Source organism: Tessaracoccus yangjingae, from assembly GCF_054483935.1.
This window is the reverse complement of record NZ_CM137014.1, coordinates 1,131,952-1,156,432: the sequence shown is the minus strand read 5'-3', so window position 1 is coordinate 1,156,432 and position 24,481 is coordinate 1,131,952. Positions and strand designations below refer to the sequence as shown.

At 71.3% G+C, this 24,481-nt stretch carries 23 protein-coding genes; 10 read left to right on the top strand and 13 right to left on the bottom strand.

Annotation, left to right across the window (positions count from 1 at the left end; translation table 11 throughout):
- Positions 1-6 precede the first annotated feature (6 nt).
- The 3 genes from ACX1D3_RS04820 to ACX1D3_RS04810 all read left to right on the top strand — a co-directional run bounded on the left by ACX1D3_RS04820 (position 7) and on the right by ACX1D3_RS04810 (position 3,484).
- On the top strand, positions 7-894 hold the full coding sequence (locus ACX1D3_RS04820) for an ABC transporter ATP-binding protein (protein WP_458995851.1): 888 nt from the start codon (positions 7-9) through the stop codon (positions 892-894).
- Complete coding sequence (locus tag ACX1D3_RS04815) at positions 891-2,111, top strand: ABC transporter permease (RefSeq protein ID WP_458995850.1); 1,221 nt, start codon at positions 891-893, stop codon at positions 2,109-2,111. The genes ACX1D3_RS04820 and ACX1D3_RS04815 overlap by 4 nt, the downstream gene beginning before the upstream one ends.
- A gap of 191 nt (positions 2,112-2,302) precedes the next feature.
- Positions 2,303-3,484 carry a nucleotide disphospho-sugar-binding domain-containing protein gene (locus tag ACX1D3_RS04810; protein ID WP_458995849.1) on the top strand — a complete coding sequence of 394 codons (1,182 nt, stop codon included), beginning with the start codon at positions 2,303-2,305 and terminating at the stop codon, positions 3,482-3,484.
- A 22-nt stretch (positions 3,485-3,506) separates the two neighbouring features.
- Here ACX1D3_RS04810 and ACX1D3_RS04805 read toward each other — a convergent pair whose 3' ends face one another.
- The 9 genes from ACX1D3_RS04805 to ACX1D3_RS04765 all read right to left on the bottom strand — a co-directional run bounded on the left by ACX1D3_RS04805 (position 3,507) and on the right by ACX1D3_RS04765 (position 13,273).
- Positions 3,507-4,490 (bottom strand): sugar-binding transcriptional regulator, encoded by a 984-nt coding sequence (locus tag ACX1D3_RS04805; protein ID WP_458995848.1) that lies wholly within the window; start codon positions 4,488-4,490, stop codon positions 3,507-3,509.
- Between the two features lie 167 nt (positions 4,491-4,657).
- Positions 4,658-6,049, bottom strand: coding sequence for an FGGY family carbohydrate kinase (locus ACX1D3_RS04800; protein WP_458995847.1), 1,392 nt, complete (start codon positions 6,047-6,049; stop codon positions 4,658-4,660).
- A 3-nt stretch (positions 6,050-6,052) separates the two neighbouring features.
- A complete protein-coding gene (locus tag ACX1D3_RS04795; protein WP_458995846.1) occupies positions 6,053-7,009 on the bottom strand; it encodes a transketolase family protein in 957 nt (318 codons plus the stop codon).
- A complete protein-coding gene (locus ACX1D3_RS04790; RefSeq protein ID WP_458995845.1) occupies positions 7,006-7,893 on the bottom strand; it encodes a transketolase in 888 nt (295 codons plus the stop codon). The genes ACX1D3_RS04795 and ACX1D3_RS04790 overlap by 4 nt, the downstream gene beginning before the upstream one ends.
- Entirely contained in the window at positions 7,890-8,879 is a 990-nt protein-coding gene (locus ACX1D3_RS04785) for a sugar phosphate isomerase/epimerase family protein (RefSeq protein WP_458995844.1), read from the bottom strand. Before ACX1D3_RS04785 ends, ACX1D3_RS04790 begins: the two co-directional genes overlap by 4 nt.
- Positions 8,880-9,013: 134 nt before the next feature.
- Positions 9,014-9,883, bottom strand: a complete 870-nt coding sequence (locus ACX1D3_RS04780) for a carbohydrate ABC transporter permease (RefSeq protein ID WP_458995843.1) — start codon at positions 9,881-9,883, stop codon at positions 9,014-9,016.
- Positions 9,883-10,830 carry a carbohydrate ABC transporter permease gene (locus ACX1D3_RS04775; protein ID WP_458995842.1) on the bottom strand — a complete coding sequence of 316 codons (948 nt, stop codon included), beginning with the start codon at positions 10,828-10,830 and terminating at the stop codon, positions 9,883-9,885. The genes ACX1D3_RS04780 and ACX1D3_RS04775 overlap by 1 nt, the downstream gene beginning before the upstream one ends.
- Before the next feature lie 55 nt (positions 10,831-10,885).
- The gene (locus tag ACX1D3_RS04770; RefSeq protein WP_458995841.1) at positions 10,886-12,157 is read right to left on the bottom strand and encodes an ABC transporter substrate-binding protein; all 1,272 of its coding nucleotides are present in this window, start codon (positions 12,155-12,157) and stop codon (positions 10,886-10,888) included.
- A gap of 75 nt (positions 12,158-12,232) precedes the next feature.
- Positions 12,233-13,273, bottom strand: a complete 1,041-nt coding sequence (locus ACX1D3_RS04765; RefSeq protein ID WP_458995840.1) for a nucleoside hydrolase — start codon at positions 13,271-13,273, stop codon at positions 12,233-12,235.
- Between the two features lie 202 nt (positions 13,274-13,475).
- On the opposite strand from ACX1D3_RS04765, the gene ACX1D3_RS04760 reads away from it, so the two are divergent.
- The 4 genes from ACX1D3_RS04760 (at position 13,476) to ACX1D3_RS04745 (ending at position 17,330) form a co-directional block, all read left to right on the top strand.
- Positions 13,476-14,534 (top strand): LacI family DNA-binding transcriptional regulator, encoded by a 1,059-nt coding sequence (locus ACX1D3_RS04760; RefSeq protein ID WP_458995839.1) that lies wholly within the window; start codon positions 13,476-13,478, stop codon positions 14,532-14,534.
- Between the two features lie 78 nt (positions 14,535-14,612).
- On the top strand, positions 14,613-15,512 hold the full coding sequence (locus ACX1D3_RS04755) for a PfkB family carbohydrate kinase (protein ID WP_458995838.1): 900 nt from the start codon (positions 14,613-14,615) through the stop codon (positions 15,510-15,512).
- Between the two features lie 46 nt (positions 15,513-15,558).
- Positions 15,559-16,254: a response regulator transcription factor gene (locus tag ACX1D3_RS04750; RefSeq protein WP_458995837.1), complete on the top strand. Its 696-nt coding sequence runs from the start codon at positions 15,559-15,561 to the stop codon at positions 16,252-16,254.
- Positions 16,251-17,330 (top strand): sensor histidine kinase, encoded by a 1,080-nt coding sequence (locus ACX1D3_RS04745; protein WP_458995836.1) that lies wholly within the window; start codon positions 16,251-16,253, stop codon positions 17,328-17,330. Before ACX1D3_RS04750 ends, ACX1D3_RS04745 begins: the two co-directional genes overlap by 4 nt.
- Before the next feature lie 236 nt (positions 17,331-17,566).
- On the opposite strand, the gene ACX1D3_RS04740 is transcribed toward ACX1D3_RS04745, so the two are convergent.
- From ACX1D3_RS04740 to ACX1D3_RS04730, 3 genes are all read right to left on the bottom strand, one after another.
- Entirely contained in the window at positions 17,567-18,307 is a 741-nt protein-coding gene (locus ACX1D3_RS04740) for a DUF2202 domain-containing protein (protein ID WP_458995835.1), read from the bottom strand.
- 97 nt (positions 18,308-18,404) lie between these two features.
- Entirely contained in the window at positions 18,405-19,067 is a 663-nt protein-coding gene (locus ACX1D3_RS04735; protein WP_458995834.1) for a PIG-L deacetylase family protein, read from the bottom strand.
- Positions 19,068-19,098: 31 nt separating this feature from the next.
- Positions 19,099-19,332: a hypothetical protein gene (locus ACX1D3_RS04730; protein WP_458995833.1), complete on the bottom strand. Its 234-nt coding sequence runs from the start codon at positions 19,330-19,332 to the stop codon at positions 19,099-19,101.
- A gap of 112 nt (positions 19,333-19,444) precedes the next feature.
- On the opposite strand from ACX1D3_RS04730, the gene ACX1D3_RS04725 reads away from it, so the two are divergent.
- Entirely contained in the window at positions 19,445-21,175 is a 1,731-nt protein-coding gene (locus tag ACX1D3_RS04725; protein ID WP_458995832.1) for a hypothetical protein, read from the top strand.
- A gap of 237 nt (positions 21,176-21,412) precedes the next feature.
- Positions 21,413-23,185, top strand: a complete 1,773-nt coding sequence (gene sulP, locus ACX1D3_RS04720; protein WP_458995831.1) for a SulP family inorganic anion transporter — start codon at positions 21,413-21,415, stop codon at positions 23,183-23,185.
- A gap of 6 nt (positions 23,186-23,191) precedes the next feature.
- On the opposite strand, the gene hslR is transcribed toward sulP, so the two are convergent.
- On the bottom strand, positions 23,192-23,557 hold the full coding sequence (gene hslR, locus ACX1D3_RS04715; RefSeq protein WP_458995830.1) for an Hsp15 family ribosome-associated heat shock protein: 366 nt from the start codon (positions 23,555-23,557) through the stop codon (positions 23,192-23,194).
- A gap of 376 nt (positions 23,558-23,933) precedes the next feature.
- Between hslR and ACX1D3_RS04710 the strand changes: the two genes are divergently transcribed.
- Positions 23,934-24,428, top strand: a complete 495-nt coding sequence (locus ACX1D3_RS04710; RefSeq protein WP_458995829.1) for a hypothetical protein — start codon at positions 23,934-23,936, stop codon at positions 24,426-24,428.
- Positions 24,429-24,481 lie beyond the last annotated feature (53 nt).

Sequence of the window (24,481 nt, the reverse complement as noted above, 5' to 3'; positions counted from 1 at the left end):
GGGACCATGCTGGAGGTCCAGAACCTGACCCGACGCTTCGGCGAGCTGGCCGCCGTCGACGACGTCTCCTTCCGTGTCCCGGCGGGCGCGTTGGTGGGCTTCGTCGGCGGCAACGGCGCTGGCAAGACCACCACCATGCGGATGATCATGGGCGTCCTGCAGCCCACCGCCGGTCAGGTCCTGTGGGGCGGGCGGCCGGCCACGCAGGCGGACCGGGCCCGCTTCGGTTACATGCCCGAGGAGCGGGGCCTCTACCCCAAGCAGCCGGTGCTCGGGCAGCTGGTCTACCTGGGCCGCCTGCACGGGATGTCCCGCGACGCCGCCCGGTTGCGCGCGACCGAGCTACTGGAGCGGTTCGGGTTGGGCGAGCGCACCCGCGACAAGGTGGAGACCCTGTCGCTGGGCAACCAGCAGCGCGCGCAGATCATCGCGGCCGTCCTCGGCCATCCCCGCGCGCTGATCCTCGACGAGCCCTTCTCCGGCCTGGATCCGTCCGCCGTCGACGAGATGACCGAGCTGCTCCGTGAGCACACCTCGGCAGGGGTGCCGGTGCTGTTCAGCAGCCACCAGCTTGAGCTGGTCGAGCGGCTGTGCGACCGGCTCATCGTGCTGCACCGCGGGCGGGTGGTGGCCGACGGCACCGTCGACGACCTGCGCGCCGGCGCCCCCCTGCGCTATCGGCTGGTGACCGACAACGCGCCCTGGTGGGCGGCCGGGGTGCCCGGGATCCGCGTGGTCGAGCAGAGCGGCACCGGCGCCGTCGTCGTCGAACCCGACGACGAGGAGGCCGTCCAGCGCCTGCTCGCCGAGGCCCTCGCCCACGGGCCGGTGCGGGAGCTGGCCAGGGTCGTGCCCAGCCTGAGCGAGATCTACCGGGAGGTGGCGTCCGTATGACCAGGACCGACAGCCCGTCGGCGGGCGCCCCGTCCGACGGCCGCCGCGTCGGCGCCGCACCGTGGGCGCTGGTGACGGCACGCGAGATCGCCGTCAAGCTCCGCGACCGCAACTTCCTCGCCTCCACCGGCCTCAGCCTGGCCCTCGTGGTGGGCGTCATGGTGCTGCAGTTCTTCCTCACCGGGGGGCCGGCACGGTTCGAGGTCGCGGTCACCGACGACGCCGGCGCACAGCTGGTGGCCGCAGTGGACGCCATGGTCAAGGCCGGCGACGCCGAGGCGGGCGCCCAGGTGGTCCGGGTCGACACCGCGGCCGACGGCGAGCGTCTGGTCGCCGACGGCGAGGCCGACGCCCTCCTGGTCCGCGACGGCGACGGCTGGGCCCTGGCGGCCGACGGCCCCGCCCCGCGGACACTCCACCTGGCCATGATCGACGCCGTGGCGTCGTCCGGGCTCACCGCCAACGCCGAGCGGCTCGGGGTGGCGGCGGACGAGTTGCTGAGCGGGACCCAGCTCACGACCCGCGACCTCTCCGGCGAGGACGAGCAGGGCATGGTGGCGTACTTCGCGGGGCTCGTGTTCGCCATGCTCTTCTACCTCTCGTCCCTCCTGTTCGGCATGTCAATCGCCACCAGCGTGGTGGAGGAGAAGCAGTCCCGGATCGTCGAGATCCTCGCCGCCGCCATCCCGATCCCGCACCTACTGCTGGGCAAGGTCCTCGGCAGCACGGTGCTGGCGCTGCTGCAGCTGGCGCTGCTCACCGGCGTCGGCCTGATCGGGCTGCAGTTCATGGATCTCGACCTCAGCCTGCCCGGGCTGGCCGAGGCCGTGGCCTGGTACCTGCCCTTCTTCCTGCTCGGGTTCCTGGCGCTCGCCTGCATCTGGGCCGCCGCGGGGGCACTGGCGTCGCGCATCGAGGACGTCCAGGCCACGTCGATGCCGCTGACGTTCGTCCTCGTCACGGTGTTCGTCGTCGGCATCAACCTCGACGGCGCCGCCCGCGTCATCGGCTCCTACGTGCCGGTGCTGTCCACCATCCTCATGCCCATGCGGCTGCTGGCCGGCGAGACCGTGTGGTGGGAGCCGGCGCTCGCCCTGCTGCTGACCCTGGCGTTCTGCTCACTGACGATCGCCGTCGGGTCGCGGCTGTACCGGCGGTCGCTGCTGCACACCAGGGGCCGGTTGTCCTGGCGGAAGGCGTGGACGACGGGCGATTAGGCTCTGCCGGTGGTCGCGGCGGGTGCCGGCGCTGGGGCTAGGGGGCGGATCTGGTGCCGACTGCCACACCACATCCGCCGGCTAGTCAGCGACGACGGCCGCAGTGTCTTCAGAGCCTGGGCGACCCCACCCGGCGTCGCGACGCGCAGCGCGGCCGTAGGCTGGGTGCACCGAGGAGAGGGAGGCCGACGATGGCCCGCATCCTGATGGCAGGCGTGCCCGCGTACGGGCTGGCCACGCCGTCGCTGCCGTTCGCCCGAGCGCTGGTCGACGCCGGCCACGAGGTGCACTACATCATGGGCGAGGCGTTCCGCCGCCGCGTCGAGGCGAGCGGCGCGACCCTGGTGCCGTTCGGCCCGCCCGAGGCGATCACACACCCCCGGCAACTGGCGCTGCAGGGGCGCCGGCTCTTCCACGCGCTCCAGGCCAGCATCCGGAGGCTGGCGCCGGGCTACGACGCCGTGGTCGCGGCGGGGCTGAACCCCGAGATCCCCGCGCTGGAGCGCGACCTCGACTGCCCGGTGATCTTCCTCTCGCCCGTCTTCTTCCAGAACGACCGCGTGATCTCGCACCTGGCGGGCATCAGCACCTCGATCCCCTCTCCCGCCCGGCGCGCCCTGGCCTCGCCCGCGGCCCGGCGCGTCCTGGCCGCCGTCGTCGGCCCCGTGGTGCTGGGATCGCGCCCGCGCGACATCCTGGACATGCTGCGCCCCCTGTCCTCGACGCTCAACATCTCCCCCGCCACGCGCTACTACCAGCCGCACGCCGAGGACTTCGACGACCTGCCGTGCTACTTCGCCGGCCCCACCGCCACCGCCTCCATGCCCGACGACGCGTTCCCGCTCGACCGCCTGCGGGCCCACGGCGGGCCCGTGGTGTACGCCACGCTCGGCACCGTCTTCAACCGGAACACCGGCTACTTCCGGGCGATCATCGAGGCCTTCGCCGGCAGCGACGCGCTGGTGGTGGTCACCACCGGGCGCACCGAGAGCCTCCCCGAGCTGGGCGATCTCCCGGACAACGTGATCGCCCGTTCGTTCGTGCCCCAGGCCGACGTGCTCCGCGAGGCGGACCTGTGCTTCACCCACGGCGGGTTCGGAAGCACCACCGACACCGTGCTGGCAGGCGTCCCGGCCGTCTTCACGCCGATGGGCGCGGACCAGTTCTTCAACGCCCACCGGATGCAGGAACTCGACGCAGGGCGCGTCCTCCCGAGCGCGCAGGTCACGCCCGAGAGCGTGCGCCGGGTCGCGGACTCGCTGCTGTCGGGTGGCGCCCCGGCCGGCCTGGCCCCGCTGAGGGCGTCCTTCGAGGAGGCGCCGGGCCCTGCGGGGGCGGTGGCGGAGATCGAGAAGGTCCTCGCGGGCAGCTAGCCGGCCGTCGGCTCGCCGCTGGTCAGCCCTGACCGCTGGACCGAAGCAGCTCCTCGGCCGTATTCGAGTCGGTGATGAGGACGTCGCACCAGCCGCCGACCAGAGCAGCCCTGATGGCCGCGTGCTTGCGGGCGCCACCCGCGACACCGATCCGTCGCGGGATGGCCTTGAGGGTGGCCTCGTCGATCCCCAGGGTGCGGCCGACGAGGTCGGACTCGACGTGGGCTCCGTCGGCGTCGAAGAAGTTGAGGCAGACGTCGCCGACGGCCCCGTGCTCGGCGAGGGCGCGAAGGTCGCGGTCCGGCAGGGTGTTGCCCGAGCTCACCAGCAGGGCCGACGGCTCGACGCTGCCGATGCCCACCAGTGCCATCGTGAGGTCTGCCCATTCCTCCCGGACGCTGGAGATCTGGGGGTCCGAGAGCAGCGAGTCGCGCACCTCAGGGCTCGACACGACGCCAGGGGCGTTGAAGTAGTGCACCTCCGCGCCGGTCACCCGCGCGAGGCGGTCGGCAAGGCGGGTGGCCTGGACCTGGGCGCGTGGATCCCCCACCCCGCCGATCACCTGGACAATGCGCTCCGCCGAGCGGGTGGTGCGGGGCGTCATGGCGTCGACGACCGCCAGCAGCGAGGCCGACCAGGACGACAGCCCCACCCGGTCGTTCGGCAGCATGGTGGACTCGAGGTATCGAGCCCCGGCGCCGCCGATGGCGCTGAGCAGCGCCGCCTCGGAGTCCATCCCTCCGTCGGGCCCACCCGCGACGACGACGTCGCGGAGGCCGTAGGCGTCGCGAACCTTATCCTCAAGCGCCGAGAACATGCCGGGCGGCTCCACCACGATGGTGCGGACGATCCCCGTCTCGAGCCCCTCCTTCAGCAGCCGCGACACCCGCGACTGCGACATGTTGAGCCGCGCCGCGATCTCGGGCTGGCGGAGCCCATGCTCGTGGTAGAGGCGCGCAACCTTGACGACGAGTTGCAGCCTCTCCGGGGCCTCACGCATGGACATGCACGGAAAATAGCACGCAGCGCGGGGCCCGGCGCCCACGGCTCGCGGATCTGCGCATGATCATTCGAGGGCGGGTGGATACGCCGTCGCGCTTTCCACCCGCCTCCGTGAACCCACGAGGCGACGATCGCCGACGGCGACAGCCACCGCCCGTGTGGGCGCCGGTGTCACCGCCGGGTGAGCGTCAGCGCCGAGGCCCATGCTGAGCGGGCCACGCCGTTGTCGCGGGTGGGCGTGAACGCGTCCGACTCGACGGGCGCGAACCCGCCGCCCAGCGCATCCGCCGCCAGCTGGGCCGCGCCACGCGCGGACAAGCCCGAGTACCGCGGCCTCCTCACCGTCCGGCCGCCGATGTCGGCCTGCAGCTGCATGAGGAAGTCGTCGGCCGCGGGGGCGCCGTCGGCGAGGATCGCCTCGACGGGGCCGGCCGCCTCGGCGGCGTCGACCACGTCCGTGATCTGGTGCGCGATGGCCTCCATCGCCGCCCGGGCGAGGATGCCCGGGTCGGTCCCGAGATCGAACCCGACGAGCACCGCCCGCGCCGTCGGGTCCCAGTGCGGCGCGCCCAGCCCCGCGACCGCGGGGACGAGGACCACGCCGTGATCCTCCGGAGCGCTGCGGGCAAGGCCCGCCAGCTCCTCGACGCTTCGGCCAAGAAGCCGCGACAGCCACGCCACGGTGGCCCCGCTGGCCAGGATGTTGCCCTCGACGCCCACCGCGGTCCGGTCACCGATCCGCCAGGCGACGGTGCCGACGAGCCCAGCGGGCACGCTGGCGGCGTCGTCGACCAGGCCCATCACCGAAGAGCCGGTGCCGTAGGTGGCCTTCAGCGCGCCTGGCCCCCGGACGCCATGGCCGTACAGCGCCGCGTGCGAGTCGCCGAGGACCGCATGGATCCGTCGCCCCTCCAGGCCCGCGATCTCGCCGGTGGCCTCGTCCGAGGCCGCGACCCTCGGCAGCACCGCGGCCGGGATGCCGAACAGCTCGCAGAGCTCCTCGCTCCACTCCCCCGTCGCCAGGTCGAGCAGCTGGGTGCGCGACGCGTTGCCGGCCTCGATGCGGTGCTCACCGGTGAGCCGGGTGACGAGCCAGGAGTCGACGGTGCCCACCGCCAGCTCGCCCGCGCGGGAGCGGCTGCGGTCCGGGTCCACCGAGTCCAGCAGCCACTGCAGCTTGAGGGCCGAGAACATCGGGTCGAGCGGCAGGCCGCTGATCTCCCGCACCCGGTCCGCGTGGCCGGAGAGCTCCGCAACGCGGTGGGCGGTGCGGCGGTCCTGCCAGCCGAGCATGGGCCCGACCGGCTCCCCCGTCGCCCGGTCCCAGACCAGGGCCGACTCGCGCTGGGTGCTGAGCGCCACCGCGTCGACGGTGTGCGCCGCCGCGATCTCCGCCACGACCGTCCGCACCCCGTCGAGGATCAGGGCAGCGTCCTGCTGCACCCAGCCCGGGCGCGGATGCGCCTGCCCCAGGGGCACCGAGGCCGACGCGAGCGCCGCCCCCGATGCGTCGAACAGCGTGGCCTTGGTGCTGCTGGTCCCCTGGTCTACTGCGAGGATCACGGATCAGGCCCCGGCCGTCGCGGTGGCCCGGCTGAGCGAGGCGGCGGTCTCCGCGATCCCGGCCGGATCCATGCCGAAGTGGTCGAGGATCCACTCGGCCGACCCGGTGGGGGCGAAGGTGTCGGGCAGGCCCAGCATCGCGACGCGCACCGGGTGGGTGCGGGCCACGGTCTCGGCGACAGCGCCGCCGAGGCCTCCGGAGGCCAGCCCCTCCTCGACCGTGACGATGCCACCGGTCTCCCGGGCCGCCGCGACGATCGCGTCCTCGTCGAGGGGCTTCACCGAGCCCACGGACAGGACCCTGGCCTGGATGCCGCGCTCGGCGAGCAGCTCGGCGGCGGCCAGCGCGCGGTGCAGCACCGTGCCGTTGGCGGCGATGGTGACGTCCGTGCCCTCACGCAGGACGACGGCCTTGCCGGGGGCGAAGGCGTAGCCCTCGGGATGGACGGCCGGCACCTTGGCGCGCGAGACGCGGATGTAGACCGGGCCGTCGTGGGTGTAGGCCCAGCGGATGGCCTGCTCGGTCTCGGCCGGGTCCGCCGGGACGAGGACGGTCATGTGCGGGAGGATCCGCATCCAGGCGACGTCCTCGATGGAGTGGTGCGTCGCCCCCAGGGCGCCGTACGCGACGCCCGGGCTCTGCGCGCACAGCACGACGTGGCGCCTGCTGTACGCGAGGTCCGCCTTGATCTGCTCGGTGGCCCGCGCGCTGAGGAAGCAGCCGGCGCCGGAGACGAACGGCACCTTCCCGCCGTTCTCGAGGCCGGCGGCCGTGCCCACCATGTCCTGCTCGGCGATGCCGACGTTGACCATCTGGGCCGGCAGCTCCTTCTTGAACCCGTCCAGCTTGGAGGAGCCGACGGAGTCGTTGACGACGACGATCACGTTGCGGTCGTTCTTCGCCAGCTCGAGGAGCGTCTTGGAGTAGGTGTCGCGGCAATCGTAGGTCTGGGTGCTCACTTGGCTGCCTCCAGTTCGGCCAGGATGCCGTCGATCTCCGCCTCGGTGGGCACGTGGTGGTGCCAGGCGACGTTGTCGCTCATGAAGGAGATCGGATGGCCCTTGTGGGAGTGGGAGATGATGAAGGTGGGCTTGCCAGGCTCGGGGGCCTGAGCGAAGGTGTCGAGGATCTCGTCGAAGTTGTGGGCGTCCATCTCACGGACCGTGAACCCGAAGGCGCGGAACTTGTCGGCCAGCGGCTCGAGGCCCATGGTGTCGGCCACCAGGGCGCCCTGCTGGAGGTGGTTGCGGTCGACCACCGCGACGAGGTTCTCCAGCCCGTAGTGGGCGGCCGTCATCATGGCCTCCCAGTTGGAGCCTTCCTGGAGCTCGCCGTCGCCCAGCAGCACCACGGTGCGGCGGGGGGAGCCGTCGAGCTTCGCGGCCAGCGCGGTGCCCACGGCGATCGGCAGCCCGTGCCCCAGCGGGCCGGTGTTGGCCTCGATGCCTGGGATGTAGGTGCGGTTGGGGTGGCCGTTGAGCCGCGACTTCGGGTCCATGAACGTCATCAGCTCATCGACGGGGAAGTAGCCGGCCAGCGCCATGGCGATGTAGAGCGCGCCGGCGGTGTGCCCCTTGGACAGCACGAGGCGGTCCCGCTCCGGCGCGAGCGGCTCGGCCGGGTCGAGGTTGAGCTCGTGCAGCATCAGGGTGACCAGCACGTCGGCGATCGAGTAGTCGCCGCCGATGTGCCCGTTGCCCGAGTGGGCGATCATGATCGGGTCCCGGCGCCGCAGCTCGTACGCGGCGGACTTCAGGTGGGCGACGACGTCCTCACGGGAGGCGTCCTTCCCGATCCGTCCCAGCACAGGCGTGGTGAAGTCCCACTTGCTCGTGTCGCTCACAGATCTGCCGCCATCGACTTCAGCAGCGCGTTCTGGATGATGCGCTGGGCGCCGAGGGCGTCCTGCTTGGCCTGAGCCGCGGCGAGGCCCTCCTCGTCGAGCGTCTCGAGGGCGCGGTGGATGGCCTTGAGGAACCGGATGGACAGCTGGGCGTTCTCGACGGCGTCCTCACGGAACGGGAACTGGTCCAGGTTCCACACGCCCTCCCAGTTGTTGACCTTGAGGACGTGGAAGAACTCGAAGATCTCCACCATATGGATGGAGCCGACCATCATGTCGTCGTCCCAGCCGCGGTAGTTGTCGTTGACGTCCATGCCCCACAGCAGGCCGTGGTCGATGAGCATCTGGGCGGCCTCGGCCGGCGGCTCGCCGCCGAACATGGCGTGGCCGAAGTCCAGGAGGACGCCGACGTTGTCCACGCCCATCTGCTGGATGCCGAGGATGGTCTTCGGCGCCGAGCTCCAGAACATGTGGGTCCTGGGCTCGCGGGGCTTGTACTCGATGACGAACTTGAGGTCCGGGTGCTCGGAGGCCAGCTCGCGCATGCCCTCGACGGCGAGGCGGTTGAGCTCGCGGTAGTCCACCTGGAAGGGGTAGTCGAAGCCGTCCTGGCCCGGCCAGATCTTGACGTACTTGGCGCCGAGCTCGCGCACCGCGTTGGCCGCGTCGTTCATGATCGCCATGGCGGAGGCGCGCTTCGCGGGGTCGGGGTTGGTGAACGCGCCCTTGCAGTGCTCACGCAGGTAGATGTCGGGGGTGAGGCCGATGGCCTTGATGCCGTGTTCGGCCAGCTTGGCCTTCACGTCGTCGATGGACACCCCGGGGCTGAAGGGGAAGTTCAGGTCCACCCAGGTGATGTCGCCCACCTGGGCTGCGAGGTCGATCTGCTCCAGGGTGCCGCGCGGCTCGCCGTAGCCGTCGGTGGCGTAGCGGTCGAGGTAGGTGGCGAAGTTCCAGAGCCCAGCTCCGAACTCGGGTGCGGTCATGGTTGCGTCTCCTTTGTGTGAGGTGGGGCGGCGATCCAGGTCCTTCTGGCCGGCCCGTCCGAGGAATCATATTTATTCACGTGTGGCTTTACATTCATACTACGCCGAGTCGGGGCTCAGGTCAATGCGGTGGATCAGCCCTTGACCGCGCCCGCCAGGGCGCCCTGGACGAAGTAGCGCTGGAACATCAGGTAGACGATGAGGACGGGGATGGCGGACATGATGATGAACGCGTTGAGCGGCCCGTAATCGGTGCCGAACTGCGTGGAGAAGCTCTGCACCGCGAGCGGAACGGTCCAGTTCCCCTGGGAGCGCAGCAGCGTGGTGGCCATCGCGTACTCGTTCCAGGTGGCCACGAAGTCGAGGATGAACAGCGCCGCCAGGGCCGGCTTGGCCAGCGGGAGCATCACCTGCCAGAAGATCCGGAAGGTGGAGGCGCCGTCGATGCGGGCCGACTCCTCGAGCTCGTCGGGGATCTGGCGGAAGAAGCCGTAGAGGACGAACACCTGGTACGGGATGCCGAAGGCCAGGTAGGGCAGGATCAGACCGGCGCGGGAGTCCAGCAGGCCGAGGTTGAGCATGGTCGAGAACAGCGGGCCGAGGCCCACCTGGATGGGGACCATGGAGCCGACGGCGATGAGGCCGAGCAGCAGCCGGTGGCTGCGGAACCGGAGCCGTGCGATGGCGAACGAGGCGGCGGCGGCCAGGAACAGGCCGAGCGGCACCTTGATCGCCGCGATGAACAGGCTGTTGAGGGCGGTGACGCCGAGGTTGCCGGTGTCGAAGGCGTCCGCGTAGTTGGAGAAGGCCCACTGCGTCGGCAGGGCCCACGCGGGCGTGGTGCTGATGTCGGCGTTGGTCTTGAACGAGGTCAGGAGCATCACGACGAAGGGCAGGGCCCAGAGCAGCGAGGTCACGAGCAGCGCGACCCACAGCCCGATCCCCACGTAGTCGACGGGCCTGCGCCTCGCCTCGACGGTGGCCGTCGCGGTTGCGGTGGACATCACTTGTCTCCCTTCATGGACCAGGCCATGTACGGAACCACGAGGCACAGCGACACGAGGAGCAGCACGGTGGCCACCGCGGCGCCTGCGCCGAACTGGTTGTTGGAGAAGGACTGGGTGTAGGACCACAGCGCCAGCACCTGAGTGGACTGGGCGGGCCCGCCGCCGGTCATGCCGACGATCAGGTCGAAGACCTTCAGCGAGTTGATGATGGTGAGGATCACCACGACCACGGTGGTGGGCTTCAGAGCCGGCAGAGTGACGTGCACGAACACGCCCCACGCGCTGGCGCCGTCGAGCTTGGCGGCCTCGACGAGCTCCGGCGGCACGGTCTGCAGACCGGCGAGGAAGAGCACCATCGGGAAGCCGACGGCCTGCCAGATGGAGGCCACGAAGACGGAGTACAGGGCGATCTTGGGGTCGCCGAGCCAGGTCAGGGCCCAGTCGTCGAGGCCGAGCTGGCGCAGCGTCTGGTTGACCAGGCCCAGGGTGGGGTTGTAGATCCAGCGCCACATGGCGGCCACGGTGATCGAGGCGAACACCGAGGGGATGTAGAACACCGAGCGCATGAGGTTGCGGCCGGCCATCTTGCGGTTGAGCGCCAGCGCCAGCAGGAGGCCGAGCACCATGGGCAGCAGGAGGGACAGGACCACCCAGATGATGGAGTTGGACAGCGCCCGCCAGAACACCGGGTCGGCGGTGAACATGCGCACGTAGTTGTCGAGGCCGACGAAGACCTGCTCGTCGGTGCGGAATCCGGTCCACCGGTAGAACGACAGGCGCACCGAGTCGAGCATCGGGTAGACGATGAAGTAGCCGTACAGGGCCAGGGCCGGGAGGAGGTACGGCAGGGCGGTGAGGAACGGCCGCTTGCGTGAGGGGTTCCCCTTGGAGGCCCCGAGTGGGGCCTTGGCGGCCACCGGGGCCGCGCTGGTCAGCTGCGTCATGAGTTCTGCTCCTTGGGGAGGACGGGGCGGGCTCTCGCCCGCCCCGTCGCCTGGATCACTTGTTGGCGTCGCGCCAGGTCTGGAACTCGGCGCCCGCGTCGGCCGGATCGATCTCGCCGGTCAGCACGGAGTTCTGCACCCGCCAGAACTCGCCGGTCTCAGCCGTGCCGAAGTTCTGGTCGTTGTTGATGAACGAGCCGGTGGAGGCCGCGATCAGCTCCATCCACTCGGCCGCCAGCGGGGTGCCCTCGGCGGGGGTGACGTTGGCGTTGACCGACAGGCTGGAGAAGGCGTTGCCCAGCTCGGCCTGGCCCTCCTCGGAGACCATGAAGTCGAGGAACTTCGCGGCCGCGTCGGGGTTCTTGGCGTTGGGCGTGAGGTAGAGCAGCTCGCCGAAGCCGTAGGTGCGTCCGGTGCCGGTGGGGAACGGGAAGATGCCGATGTCCTCGACGGGGAGGCCGCCGTCGATGGCCATGGGGCCGAACCAGTCGCCCTCGATGCTCATCGCGGCCTGGCCGCTGTAGATGAGCTGCGAGGAGTCGTCGTTGCTGATGGCCATGAAGCCCTCGTTGAGGTAGTTCTCGCCCCACATCTTGAGCTCGGTGAACGCGTCGGTGACGCAGGCCTCCTCGCCCCAGTTGCCGTCGCCCTGAGTCAGCTCGTCGGCCTTCTCGGCGCCGCACTTCGTCTCGATGAGGGAGTCGAGCAGGCGCATGACGTGCCAGTTGACGGTGCCGCCGAAGGCCATCGGGATGACGCCGGCGTCCTTGAGGGTGCCGGCCGCGGCCACCAGCTCGTCGTAGGTCTGCGGGACCTCGGTGATGCCCGCCTCGGCGAAGAGCCGCTTGTTGTAGAACACGGCCTCGGTGGCCTGGATCATCGGCACGCCGTGGTGGCCCTCGTACTGGGTGGCGTAGGACAGCGCCGACGGGGTGAGGACGTCGGCCCAGCCGTACTCCTCGTAGTAGTTCGTGATGTCCTCGCTCATGCCGACGCGGACCAGCTCGCCGCCGAGGCCCGAGCCTCCCCAGTAGCGGTAGACGTCGGGGCCGGAATCGGTGCCGGCGGCCTGGCGCAGCGCGTCCTTGTGCGCGTCGACGGCGCGCTCCTCGGTGTTGACGGTGATGTCCGGGTACTCCTCGTTGAAGGCGGCGACCAGGTTGGTCCACGCCTCCTTCTGGGAGTCCTGCTGGGTCAGCGTCCAGATCGTGACCTCCTGCGGCGCGTCGGCCGAGGAGCCGCCCTCCGACGAGCCACCGCAGGCGGTGAGGGCCAGGGCGACGGCGGAGAGGGAAGCGACGATGGACAGGGTCTTCTTGGTGAGCACGGGTCCTCCATTGGGTGTGCGGGTGGGGGTGGGGTGAGGGTGTGGGGAGCGCCGCGGGGCGCGGCACCCGTGGGGTCAGCTGGCGCGCCAGCCTTCGAACTCCTGAAGCTTGAGGTAGAAGTCCTCGAACATGAGCCGGACGTCGACCTGGGTGTAGACGCGCATGGGGCGGGTGCCGCGCATGGGCCGGTAGGCGCCCTCCTCGGTGATCTCGGGGGTGGCCTTCTCGACGTGGAAGCTGGAGGTGGAGTCCGGCTCGAACACCGAGCGGAGCGCGGTGAGCAGCACCAGCGGCGAGTCGCCCAGCGCGTAGGTCTCGAACGCGGGCATGCCGTGCTCGTGGACGACGTCCACGATCGCGCGGACCTCGTCGTAGAGGTACTGGCCGAGCGGGCCCTGCTTGGCGACGCGGAGCCGCAGCTCGGTCTCCGAGACCAGGCACTGGCGGTAGATGTCGCGCGGGATCTGCCAGATCTCGAGGTCCTGGGCGCCGAACAGCACCTGGCCGGCCTTGACGTCGATGAGCAGGTTGTACTCGATCGGCATGGCGTTGTGCGGCGGGACGGCCAGGCCGTCGTGCTCGGAGCCGCCGATCCAGATCAACGTCATCCGCTTGGCGATCTCGGGCTCAAGCAGGTAGGCCGACGCGATGTCGGTCAGTCCCCCGCCGGCGGCCACGAAGAGAGGAAGGTCGGTGTCGTCGCGCATGGCCTCGGCGATAATCGCGCGGGCGGCCGGGGTGTCGTGCGGCGTGTGGACGTCCTCCAGCGCCACCTCCGAGCCTCGGTGGATCACCTCGGTGCTGTCGAGGCCCATGCGGGCGAACACGTCGCGGGCCACCAGCTCGGCGTTGGTCGCGGTGTGGTCCGACGGGTCCATGCCGTCGCCGGGGCGCAGGTGCGAGGCGACGATGGCCCGGATCTCCACGCTCGGCGAGAGGAGGTGGTGGACGATCTGGTACAGGTCGTCGGGGTCACCCGAGAAGTCGTTGTCGATGATCAGGCGGGCGCTCGGCGCCACGAAACCGGCGTCGCCGCGCCACGGCGTCTCGCCGAGGCGCCAGCGCTTGGCGGCAGGGACGGCGTAGTCCGCGCCCGGTTGAGGGATTCTCGTCATCAGGTCCTCCGATAGCGATGCCGCACGGTCATCGTGGGCGTCTGTGCTCTGGTCCAGCTCCGGCGCATCGACTGTTGACGCGCCCGACTGCCACTAAGTTATCGATAACCTACCCTGGATGCAAGCGATTTTGCATAACGAATTGATCACGCATTTTTATGCAGTGTGGTGACGGTATAGTCCCAGAGCGCGGGAGGACGCGATGACGAAGACTGCTGCGGGCGGGCGGGCCCCGAAGATGGCCGACGTGGGCCGGCTGGCCGGGGTGTCGGCGCAGACGGTGTCGCGCTACTTCACCGGCTCGGGCTATGTGGGCGCAGAGACACGCGCCCGCATCGAGGCCGCGATCGAGGAACTCGGCTACACGCTCAACCAGTCCGCGAGGAACCTCCGGGCCAACTCCACACGCTCGATCGGCATCCTGCTGAGCGGCCCCTCCCTCTACGGCGCGTGGTCCGTCATGTCCGGGCTCAACAAGGCCGCCCACGCCGCGGAGTACGGGCTGGTCACCAGCCAGGTGGAGCTCGATTCCGACGATCCCCTCACCCCTCGCGCCATCCATCAGGCAGTGGAGCGGCTGCTCTCCAGCCGCGTCGACGGCATCGTCGTCTCGTCCCCCTACCTCGGCGTGGAGGACCAGCTGGAGAAGGTGTGGGAGAAGGTGCCGGTGGTCATGCTGTCGGGGAGCTCCTGGCCGAACGCCGATTCCGCGACCGTCGACTCGTTCGAGGCGGGCACGCTGGCCACCGAGCACCTCCTCGGCCTTGGCCACACGCGGATCCTCCACCTGGCCGGGCCGGAGAACCGGGTAGAGGGGCTTGAACGCGAGCGCGGCTACCGAGACGCGCTGGCGAGGGCGGGGGTCGAGCCGCTGCCCGTCGTCCGCGGCGACTGGTCCGCGGATTCCGGGGAGGCGCGGGGGCAGGAGGTGGACCCGGACTCGTTCACGGCGGTGTTCTCGGGCAACGACCAGATGGCCCTGGGGTTCCTCAACGCGATGCGGCGCCGCGGCCGGGTCGCGCCGGAGGACTTCGCCATCGTCGGCGTCGACGACATGCCCGACGCCCGGCACTTCAGCCCTCCCCTCACCTCGGTCTTCATGGACTTCCAGGCGCTGGGCCGGGCGGGCTTCGAGATGATCATCGAGCGGATCGCGACCGGCGAGCGGGTGCCCCGTCGGGTCATCCGGCCGTCGCTGGTGGTCAGGGAGTCGACGGGCGCGAACGGTGATGCGCGACAGCGGCCGACGAGCGGACGGTGACCACTAGGCTCTCGTGATGGAGCGGCTCGTCCCTCCCGGCGACGCCGCACGCTCACGGATGAGAGATGGGGTCCTGTTGTGACGACGGTTGTCGTGGTCGGCTCGCTCAACGTCGACCTGCACCTGTTGCTGGCACGCCATCCACTCCCGGGCGAGACGCTGCTCGCTTCCGGCGGCGGGCTCTCCCCCGGCGGCAAGGGCGCCAACCAGGCCTACGCCGCGGCGCTGGCCGGAGCACCCACGACGATGCTGGGCGCCGTCGGCTCCGACGATTCCCGACACACTGCCCTGACGCTCCTGCGGGAGGCGGGCGTCGACCTCAGCCACGTCGCGGAGGTCGAGGGCCCCACCGGCCTCGCCGTCGTGTCCGTGTCGGCCGACGGGGAGAACACCGTCGTCGTGGTGCCGGGTGCCAACGCGGAGGTCAGCCCTTCCCGGGTAGGAGAGTGGGCGCCGATCATCGCCGAGGCGGGCATCGTCGTGTCCCAGGGCGAGATCTCGGCCGAGTCCCTGGCGGCCGTCTCCGGGCTTGTCCGAGGGCGGTGGGTGCTGAACCTCGCTCCCGTCATCGAGCTGGATCCCGCTGTGATCCGGCGGGCCGACCCGCTCGTGGTCAACGAACACGAGGCCGAAGCGGTGCTCGCGCAGCTGGGCGGCTCCTATTCCGGCGGGCCGGAGGAGCTGGTCCTCGCACTCCGCCACGCCGGACTGGCCGCGGTGGTTTTGACGCTTGGAGCGGAGGGCGCCGTCGTCGCCGATGCGGAGGGTGCGCAGCACATCGCTAGCCCCCGGGTCAGCGCCGTCGACACCGTCGGCGCGGGCGATGCGTTCGTCGGAGCCCTCGCTGCGCGGCTAGCCGGGGGCGCGCCGCTCGTGGATGCGGCCGGGTACGCGGCTCGATTCGCCGCCTACACGGTCCAGTTCCTGGGCGCGCAGTCCTCCTATCCCAAGCCCCACACCCCGCTCCCCGAGGTCTGATCAAGCCCCTGGCCCGCCTCGCCGTATCCTGAGCGCAGGAGGCACCGTGGCACCCACCGTTCTCGTCGTGGACGACGCAGCCGAGATCCGCACGCTCCTTCGGACCTACCTCGAGGCCGAGGGGATGACCGTCCACCTGGCGGCCACAGGGGGCGACGCGGTGCGCCTGGCAGCGGAGGAGAACCCCGACGTGGTCCTCCTCGACCTCGGACTCCCCGATCTCTCCGGCCTCGACGTCCTGGGGCGGATCCGCGCGTCGTCGTCGGTCTACGTCATCGTGATCACCGCACGCGCCGAAGAGGTGGACAAGCTGGTGAGCCTGAGCCTCGGCGCGGACGACTACATCGTCAAGCCGTTCAGCCCGCGCGAGGTGGTGGCGCGCGTGCACGCCGTCCTGCGCCGGCCGCGCGGGGACGACGCCCCCGGTGACGAGAGCCTGCGGTTCCCGGGGATCACCATCGACCCGGCCGGGCGCGAGGTGACGGTGGACGGCCGGCCGGTCACCCTCAGCGCGCTCGACTTCGACCTGCTGCTGGCACTCGCCCGGAAGCCCGGGCGGGTGTTCTCCCGGGCGCAGCTCCTCGAGCAGGTCTGGGGCTACTCCTTCTACGGCGACGAGCGCGTCGTCGACGTCCACGTCCGCACCATCCGGGCCGCCCTGGGCGACGACGGCGCCGGCGTGATCGGCACCGTCCGCGGGGTGGGCTACCGGTTCCTCGGCACCCCGGCGGGTGCCGCATGAGGAGCCTCGCCGTCCGGCTGGCGCTCAGCCACGTGGCTGTGGTCGCCATCGGCGCCCTGGTCACATTTCTGCTCTCGCGGGCGCTCGCGCCGGCCCTCTACGACCGCATGCAGCAGCGCGGCCCGCGGCCCGGCCAGGGCCAGGGGTTCCGGCAGCAGATCATCGATTCCATGGACCTGGCGCTCCTCATCGGGGCGGTGGCGGGCGTGCTCGTCGCCGCGACACTCGGGCTGCTGGTCGCCCGCAGATTCATGCGTCCCATCCGGCAGCTGCAGGAGGCGGCGCGGCAGATGGCGGCCGGGCGCTACGACGTCGAGGTGCCGGAGGCCCCCGAACTCGAGCTCAACAACCTCGGCGCCGACCTCCGCACGCTCGGCGAGTCGCTGGCCAGCACAGAGGCCAGGCGCGTCCGGCTGCTCGGCGACGTCGCGCACGAACTGCGCACGCCGCTGACGGTGGTCGGCGGATACGTCGAGGCCATGACCGACGGCGTGGTCCCGCCGGACCCCGAGCACCTCGGCCTCATCGGGCGCGAGGTGGAGCGGATGAGCCGCCTCGCCGACGATCTGGGGGCGCTCTCGCGCTCGCAGGAGGGGGGAACCGAGCTTCGGCTGGAGCGGATCGACGTCGCGGGTGTCGCGCGGGAGGCGGCCGAGCGGCTGCGCCCTCAGGCGCTGGACGCCGGCATCTCGCTCACGGTCGAGTGTGAGAGGGTCTGGGCCATGGCCGACGCCCAGCGCATCGGCCAGGTGGTGACCAACCTGGTGGGCAACGCGTTGCGTGCGGTGACGCGGGGCGGTGGTGTCGCGGTGGGATGCCGGACCGAGGGGGACGTGGTGCGGGTCACGGTCACCGACGACGGCGTCGGCCTGGCCGCGAAGGACCTGGAGCGCGTGTTCGAACGCTTTTACCGGGTGGACCGAACGATCGGCGACCAGCGCGGCGGCGGGTCGGGCATCGGGCTGACCATCGCGAGGCAGATCGCCAGGGCGCACGGGGGCGACCTGGTCGCGGCCTCGCCCGGTCTCGGCCGAGGCGCGACGTTCACGCTTACCCTCCCGATCTCCCCCGCCTGACGCGCTCTCCCGACAGCTGGCGGCCCTTCCCGCTGGCTGAGGTGCCGCGCAGCGGCCCGCCCCGCTGGCTGAGGTGCCGCGCAGCGGCCCTTCCCGCTGGCTGAGGTGCCGCGCAGCGGCCTCGAAGCCTAAGAAAGGTGACCTTGTCAGCTCACGTTTCCCAGCTTCGAGGCTCGTCGCCACGTTCCTCACACCTCAGCCCACGGGTGTGGGCTGGGTGCCGCGTGGGTCAGCGATCAGGCGTTGCCGCGGTTCATGCCGCGACGCGGGGCGTCGTCGTTGCCGGAGCCGTCGAGCAGGCGGTCTCCCGAGCCGTCACGCGGGGCGGCCGTGTTGCCGCGGTCGGCGTCGGTCATGCCGGTGCCGTCGCAGACCGCGCTGCGCTCCGCACGACGAGCGGTGTTCTGCTGGCCCTGCATGCCCTGCCCCTGCTGCAGCCCGGTCACGGGCTCGCCCTTCGACCAGGCCGTGAACGCGGCCAGGTGGTTCTCCGAGCCGGCCAGCAGGCGCTCGTACACGGCGTCGATGTCGTCGTTGTCGGCGGCCTTGATCTGGACCTTGAGGTCGGCGATGTCGCGCTCCTCGAGGGCGATGGCGGCCTTGAACGCCTCCGCCTCGGACTTCTGGCCCTGTGCCAGCCAGTCGTCGTACAGCTTCTGGACGTCCTTGTCGTCGTAGACCCCGGCCTTGTTGCCTTCGCTCGGATCGTCGATCCCGAACTGCTCGAGCAGGCGGCCGATCGCGTCGAAGTGGCGCTCCTCGCTGCGGGCGATGCGGTCCCACACGGCGCTGTCGTACTTGTCGCCGAAGGCGGTGTAGAGGTCGTGGGCCATCTTCTCCTCTTCGCGGGAGAATGCCAGGGAAGCCTGCTCGTCGGTGTCGGGGGCCGACGTGTCTGCCGAGGCGAGGGTGGCACCGCCGAATGTCAGGGCGGCGGCCGCCAGACCCGCGGTGATGATGGACACTGTGCGCTTCATGATGAGCTCCTTGTGATGGGTCACCGGTTGGTGATGCATCCAGTTCACCGCCCGGACGTGAAGCTCCTTCGACGGGAAGTGTGAAGCTTGTGTGAAGTCAGGCAGGACGCGTGAGCCGGAGATGCTCGCGGTCCCCCAGCAGCTCGAGCCGCCGCCACAGCACGCTGCCGGGGACCGCCTGGCTCACGTGCAGGTGGGCCGCCGCCAGCTGACGGCCGCGGTCGACGGTGACGACGACGGGCAGCGCCTCGTCGACGTGGCCGGCAAAAGCCCCACCGAACTCGTCGCGCAGGGTGGCCGCGACCTCCTCGGGCAGCCCCCACTCCAGCACGGGCAGCCCGCGCCCCGCCGCGACAGCGATCGCTGCGCGGCTGGCCGCCTCATGGTCCGGATGCCCGGTCACCCCGCCCTCGACGGCGAACACGAGCAGCCCATCGGGGGCGGCGGTGTCGACGGCCAGCTCGACGTCGGCCACCAACTCCTGCTCACGGCCGCGCAGGCCCCCATCCGGGTGCGCGAGCAGCGTGGTGCTGCGGCAGCCGAGGACCTCGGCGGCGGCCTCGAGCTCGAGGGCGCGGGTGCGTGCGAGGTCCGGCGCGGCCCCGAGGGTGGACGCCTCGCCGGCGGTCAGGCACAGCACGCTGACGTCTGCCCCGTCGTCGACCAGGCGCCCGATCACGCCTCCCAGGCCGAACGACTCGTCATCCGGGTGCGCCACGACGACGAGCACACGATTCCACACCGGCAGCTGGTTATCCATCCCGCCAGTCTATACCCCTAGGGGTATAGACTCAGTGCGTGCGGCGCCCGTACCTCAGGTACGCGCATGGCAGCAGGCCCAGCGAGCTGACCACGGCCAACGCCGGCACCCACATGGCCTTCGAGCCGTGGATCTCGGCCTCCGGCCTCCTCGCCACGTCCACCAGCGCGTACACCCGCAGCGCCGCGTCCGCCATGCCACCCAGCGCCAGCGCCGTGCGCACGGCCGGCGGCAACTTCTCCCACTTCTTCGTCGCGTGCTTCATCGCAAGCCTCCTGATCACCAGCCTACGCCGACGCCCCCGGGTAGGTTGGCGGGAGGGATAGGGAGGCAGGATCACGTTGTTCATCGATGAGTGGACGTGGGACGATGCGCCCGTGAACTCAGAGCTGTGGGAGGGCCAGGCCACCTACCGCCGCTCCCTGGAACAGGTGGCCAACGACGTCCTCGACGCGGCCGGAACCGGCCTCGACGCGCGGGCCTTCGTCGTCGGAATCCCCCTCGACCGTGACGCCGACGTGGTGGTGGAGCCCGCACGGGGGCACTTCGACCGCAGCATCGTCGCCCAGTCGGTGACCCTCGGCACCCGCCGCTTCAACCGGCTCCTCCGCGACGAGGCAGCCGAGAACTCGCCGGTCTACCTCGCGGCGCTGGAGGCGAGGACGCGCCGTCGGGCGGTGGCGGACAAGCTCGACGCCGCCGCCCGGGCCGGCGGCCGCATCCACGTCGTCGGCGTGGGGGTGACCGTCGGGGATCACACCGTCTTCCCGGTGCTGGCCCTGCAGGAGGACCAGTGGAAGGAGCTGCCCCAGCTGCCCGACGACGCCGGCGACGACTTCCTCACCTCCCGCTCTTTCCAGGAGGCGGTGGTCACCAGCGTGCTCGACGTGGCCTCCCGCGAGCTGGACCGGCAGATCCCGGGCTCGATCGTGCGGATCGACCCGGAGTTCGTGCTGCGCTCCGCCGCGGACCTGTTCGTCTCCGCCGTCGTGGCCCGCACCGGCCAGGAGCTGGCCTTCGGGGCGCTCCAGGCCTTCGACGCCGTGTCAGCCCAGCCGTACGAGGGACGGGCCGGCAAGGGGTCCATCCTGCTGGCGCCTCGCGGCGAGGAGGGCATCGACACCGTGATGTCGCTCGAGCATCCCGTGCCGATCGGCCGGGCGCGGTCGCTGCGGAAGGTGCTCGAACTCTCCGTCGGCGACCTGCACCTCCTCTGCGACGGCCGTGAGGTCTACGGGCTCGGCAAGGTGGACCCGACGGCCGCCCGCGAGCACACCTTCGAGGCGCGGATCTCGGGCAACGGGTCCTGGGAGCTGTGGGACAACGGCGTGCCCTACCTGCGGGTGGACAACGGCGTGGCCGCGATGCCCCGCGAACTGCTGGACGAGGACGAGTTCGCCGTCACCGTGGACCGCGTCTTCCCAGATGTGTCCGCGCGCAACGCCCGGTACCTGTGGCAGATCGCCCGGGGCGCGCTCCAGCAGCCGCACGGCACCATGCTGGTGGTCCACCCCGAGGCCGAATCCGAGGCCCAACGGCTCCTGCCGCAGGCCTACGCGATCACCCCGGCCAGGCTCGGGCCCGAGGCGCTGACCGCCGCCACCGGCATCGACGGCGCGGTCCTGGTCTCGCCCGACGGCAAGTGCCACGCCGTCGGCGTCATCCTCGACGGCCTGGCCACCGGCACCGGGGACCCCTCCAGAGGGTCGCGGTTCAGCTCCGCCATCCGCTACCTGGCCGGCGCGGGCAAGGGAGCCATGGTGATCATCGTGTCCGAGGACGGCAAGATCGACCTGCTGCCCAAGACCAAGCGGCGGGTCCGGCGGGCGACGGTGCAGCGGGCGGTGGACCGGCTCGTCGCGGCCGCCGGCGAGGGCGAGGACGGGGACCGGTTCCTGCGCGCGGACAAGGCCGTTGAGGCCATCGAGTTCTACCTCAACCAGGAGCAGTGCGACGCCGTCAACGCCGCCCGCGAAGAGGTGGAGGGTCGGCAGTGGGACCAGGCGCGGGTGCGCCGGCAGTACATCCCCATCGCCCCGGACCCGGCGATGGACGACTCCTACTTCGTCGACCGCGCCCACGAAGCCGACCCCGCCGCCGCCCCCTGACCCCCGCCTCCCGGGTGGGGGTGGGGGGTTTGAGCCAATGGATGGGTTCGCGGCACGCGTCGCGCCTGAGCTGAGCGTGGGCCCGCCCGCGAACCCATCCATTGGCTCAAACCCCACCACCCCACCACCCCACCCACCACCCCCGGACCGCGCGAAGGGGCCGTCGGAGCGAGCGGGCTCGCGCGGCGTGCTTCAGTGGCGGCCTCGCGCCCCGGGCTGCGCCGCTAGATTCAGCCCATGGAGCCGTCGGAGCGGACGCCCGCCGCCTGGGAGCGTTACCTCCCCGGCGTGGCCGTGCTGCGCCGCTACGAGCGCGGCTGGCTCCGCGGCGACGCCGTCGCGGGCGTCACGGTGGCGGCCTACCTCATCCCCCAGGTGATGGCCTACGCGGTCATCGCGGGCCTCCCCGCCGTCGCCGGCCTGTGGGCCATCCTCGCGCCGCTGCTGGTCTACGCCGCGCTGGGATCGTCGCGGCAGCTCTCCGTCGGGCCCGAGTCCACCACCGCCCTGATGACGGCGGCCGGCGTCGGCGCGCTGGCCGCAGCCGCCGGCGGGCCCGAACGCTACGCCCAGGTGGCGGCCCTGATGGCCATCGCCGTCGGCCTGGTGTGCCTCGTCGGGTGGGCGCTGCGGCTGTCGTTCCTGGCCGCGCTGCTGTCGCGGCCGGTCCTGGTGGGCTACATGGCGGGGATCGCGGTGCTGATGATCGTCAGCCAGCTCGGGAAGGTCGCGAAGCTGGAGATCGAGTCGGAGTCCACGGTGGGCGCCGCCTGGGAGTTCGTGACCCGGCTGGGAGACGCCCATCTTCCGACGGTGGCGATGGCCGCGGCGGTCCTGGTGCTCCTGTTCGTGGCCCGGTGGCTGGCCCCGAAGCTGCCCAGCCCCCTCATCCTGCTGCTGCTGGCGGCCGGCGTCGTGGCCGTGTTCGGGCTGGAGCGGTTCGGCCTGGACGTCGTGGGCGAGGTGCCCTCCGGCCTCCCGGCCCCCAGGCTCCCGGGGCTGGCGGACGTGTCGCTGCTGGCCCTCCTCCCCTACGCCGCAGGCATCGCGGTGGTGGGCTACTCGGACAACGTGCTGACCGCGCGCGCCTTCGCGGCCAAGAGGCGCGAATCCGTCGACGCCGGGCAGGAACTCCTCGCCCTCGGGGCGGCCAACATCGCCACCGGCGTGATGCAGGGGTTCCCCGTGAGCTCCAGCGGGTCGCGGACAGTGCTGGGGGACGCGGTCGGGTCGCGGACGCAGCTGCATTCGCTGGTGGCGTTGACCGCCGTCGTCGCCACACTGCTGTTCGCCGGCCCTGTGCTGTCCACCTTCCCGATGGCCGCGCTCGGCGCGCTCGTGATCTACGCCGCGACACGCCTGGTCGACGTCGCCGAGATCAGGCGCATCGCCCGGTTCCGGTGGAGCGAGCTGGTGCTCACGGCGGTCACCACCGTCGCGGTCATCGTGTTCGGCGTGCTCGGGGGTATCGGCATCGCCATCGCGCTGTCCCTCCTGGACCTCATCCGGCGACTGGCCCACGCGCACGACGGCATCCTCGGCTATGCGCCGGGGGTGGCGGGCATGCACGACATCGACGACTACCCCGACGCCACCCAGGTCCCCGGCCTGGTGGTCTACCGGTACGACTCGCCGCTGTTCTTCGCCAACGCCGACGACTTCCTCGGGCGGGCGGAGGAGGCCGTCGACGACGCGCCGCACCCCGTGCGGTGGTTCCTGCTCAACGCCGAGGCCAACGTGGAGGTGGACCTCACCGCCGTCGACACCCTGGAGCTGCTGCGCGAGCGCCTCGAGGCCCGGAATGTGATCTTCACCATGGCCCGGGTCAAGCAGGACCTGTACGACCAGTTGGCAGCGGCGGGCTTCGTCGAAAAGGTGGGGGCCGAGCGCATCTTCGCGACCCTCCCGACGGCGGTGCGGGCGTACGCGCAGTGGCACCGCGACACGGTCGGCCAGCTCCCCGACGGGTTGCCGCCGGAGATCCTCCGACCCGCCGAGCCGCCCGCCTGACAGGCGTCAGCGGTCCCGCAGGCGGTCCAGGTCGCGGCGCTCGCGCTTGGTGGGGCGCCCCGTCCCCCGGTCGCGGACGGCGACACGACCCACCATCTCCGGGATGGGCGGCGGCTTCTCCGGGGTCCGGTCGAGGTAGGCGGCCTGCGCGATCGGCGCGCCCACCCGCTTCTCCAGGGTGGGGTCCACCACCTGGATCAGCTTCTCCTCCTGCTCGCGGCGCACCCGGATCACCTGCCCGGGCACCACGTGTTGCGACGGCTTGGCCAGCTTGTCGTCGACGCGGACGTGCCCGCCCCGCACCGCGGCCGTCGCGGACGAGCGGGTCTTGTACATCCGCACCGCCCACAGCCAGGAGTCGAGTCGAGCCATGGCCCGATCCTACGCCCGGGGGTTATCCACAGCCGTGTCCACAGGTGGGGAAAACTACCGGCGTGTAATTCCGCCACCGTCGGCCTTGGCAACCCTCGCCCCGGCGGCACCCACCGCCACCTCACCCCCGCCCTGCGCGCCGCGATCATCCGGTGGTCTCGATTGGCGGCATAGCGTCTCCAGCCTGAGCTCCTATCACCCGCCCTCGCCGCTCCACCGCGGAGACGGTCCCCCAGTGCCACCCCCTACGCTCAACCCGGTCACAGGTCACCGCCACTACCGGCACGACGCCGCGGACAGCACCACACAGTCCGATCCCGATCACTCCAACACTCCACCCAAGGCCGCGCAGTGGCCCACACTGAAGCCAACTGCGATGCGGAGGTGGGTTGTGGACCTGTCAGCGTTCTACTCGTTGTTGGCCGGCACCTCGTTCACCCTGGTGGGCCTGTGGTGGGTGGTGGTGCAGAGCCGGCCTGGATGGCGGTCGGATCCGAGCCGACGGCGGCTCGCGGGCGGCACGTACCTGTCGTTCCTGCTCCCCGGGCTGATGGCCACACTGGCGCAGGTCAACCCCGAAACCCCCCTGCTGTGGCGCATCAGCTTCGGCACCTGCGCCGTCGTGGGTTTGTGGTCCACCGTCGGGCTGCTTCGCCACGAGCGTTCCACCACGGGCATGGGCACATTCCGGCGGTTCCGGTGGGTTGCCGTGGTGCTGTATCTGGCCATCCTGGTGCTCGGTGTCGCGCCCGAGCTGGCCCGCGCCGCCGGGTTCACGCCGCTCACGGTGGGCAGCGTCCTGCTGGTCCTCCTGGTGGTGCTCGCCCACGGCCTGACCTGGGACTTCCTCATGGAGCCGGACCCCGCCTAGCACGCCCTTCCAGCTCACCCGGGGGTCCGCCTTCCGGGCACAGACCCGTCGCT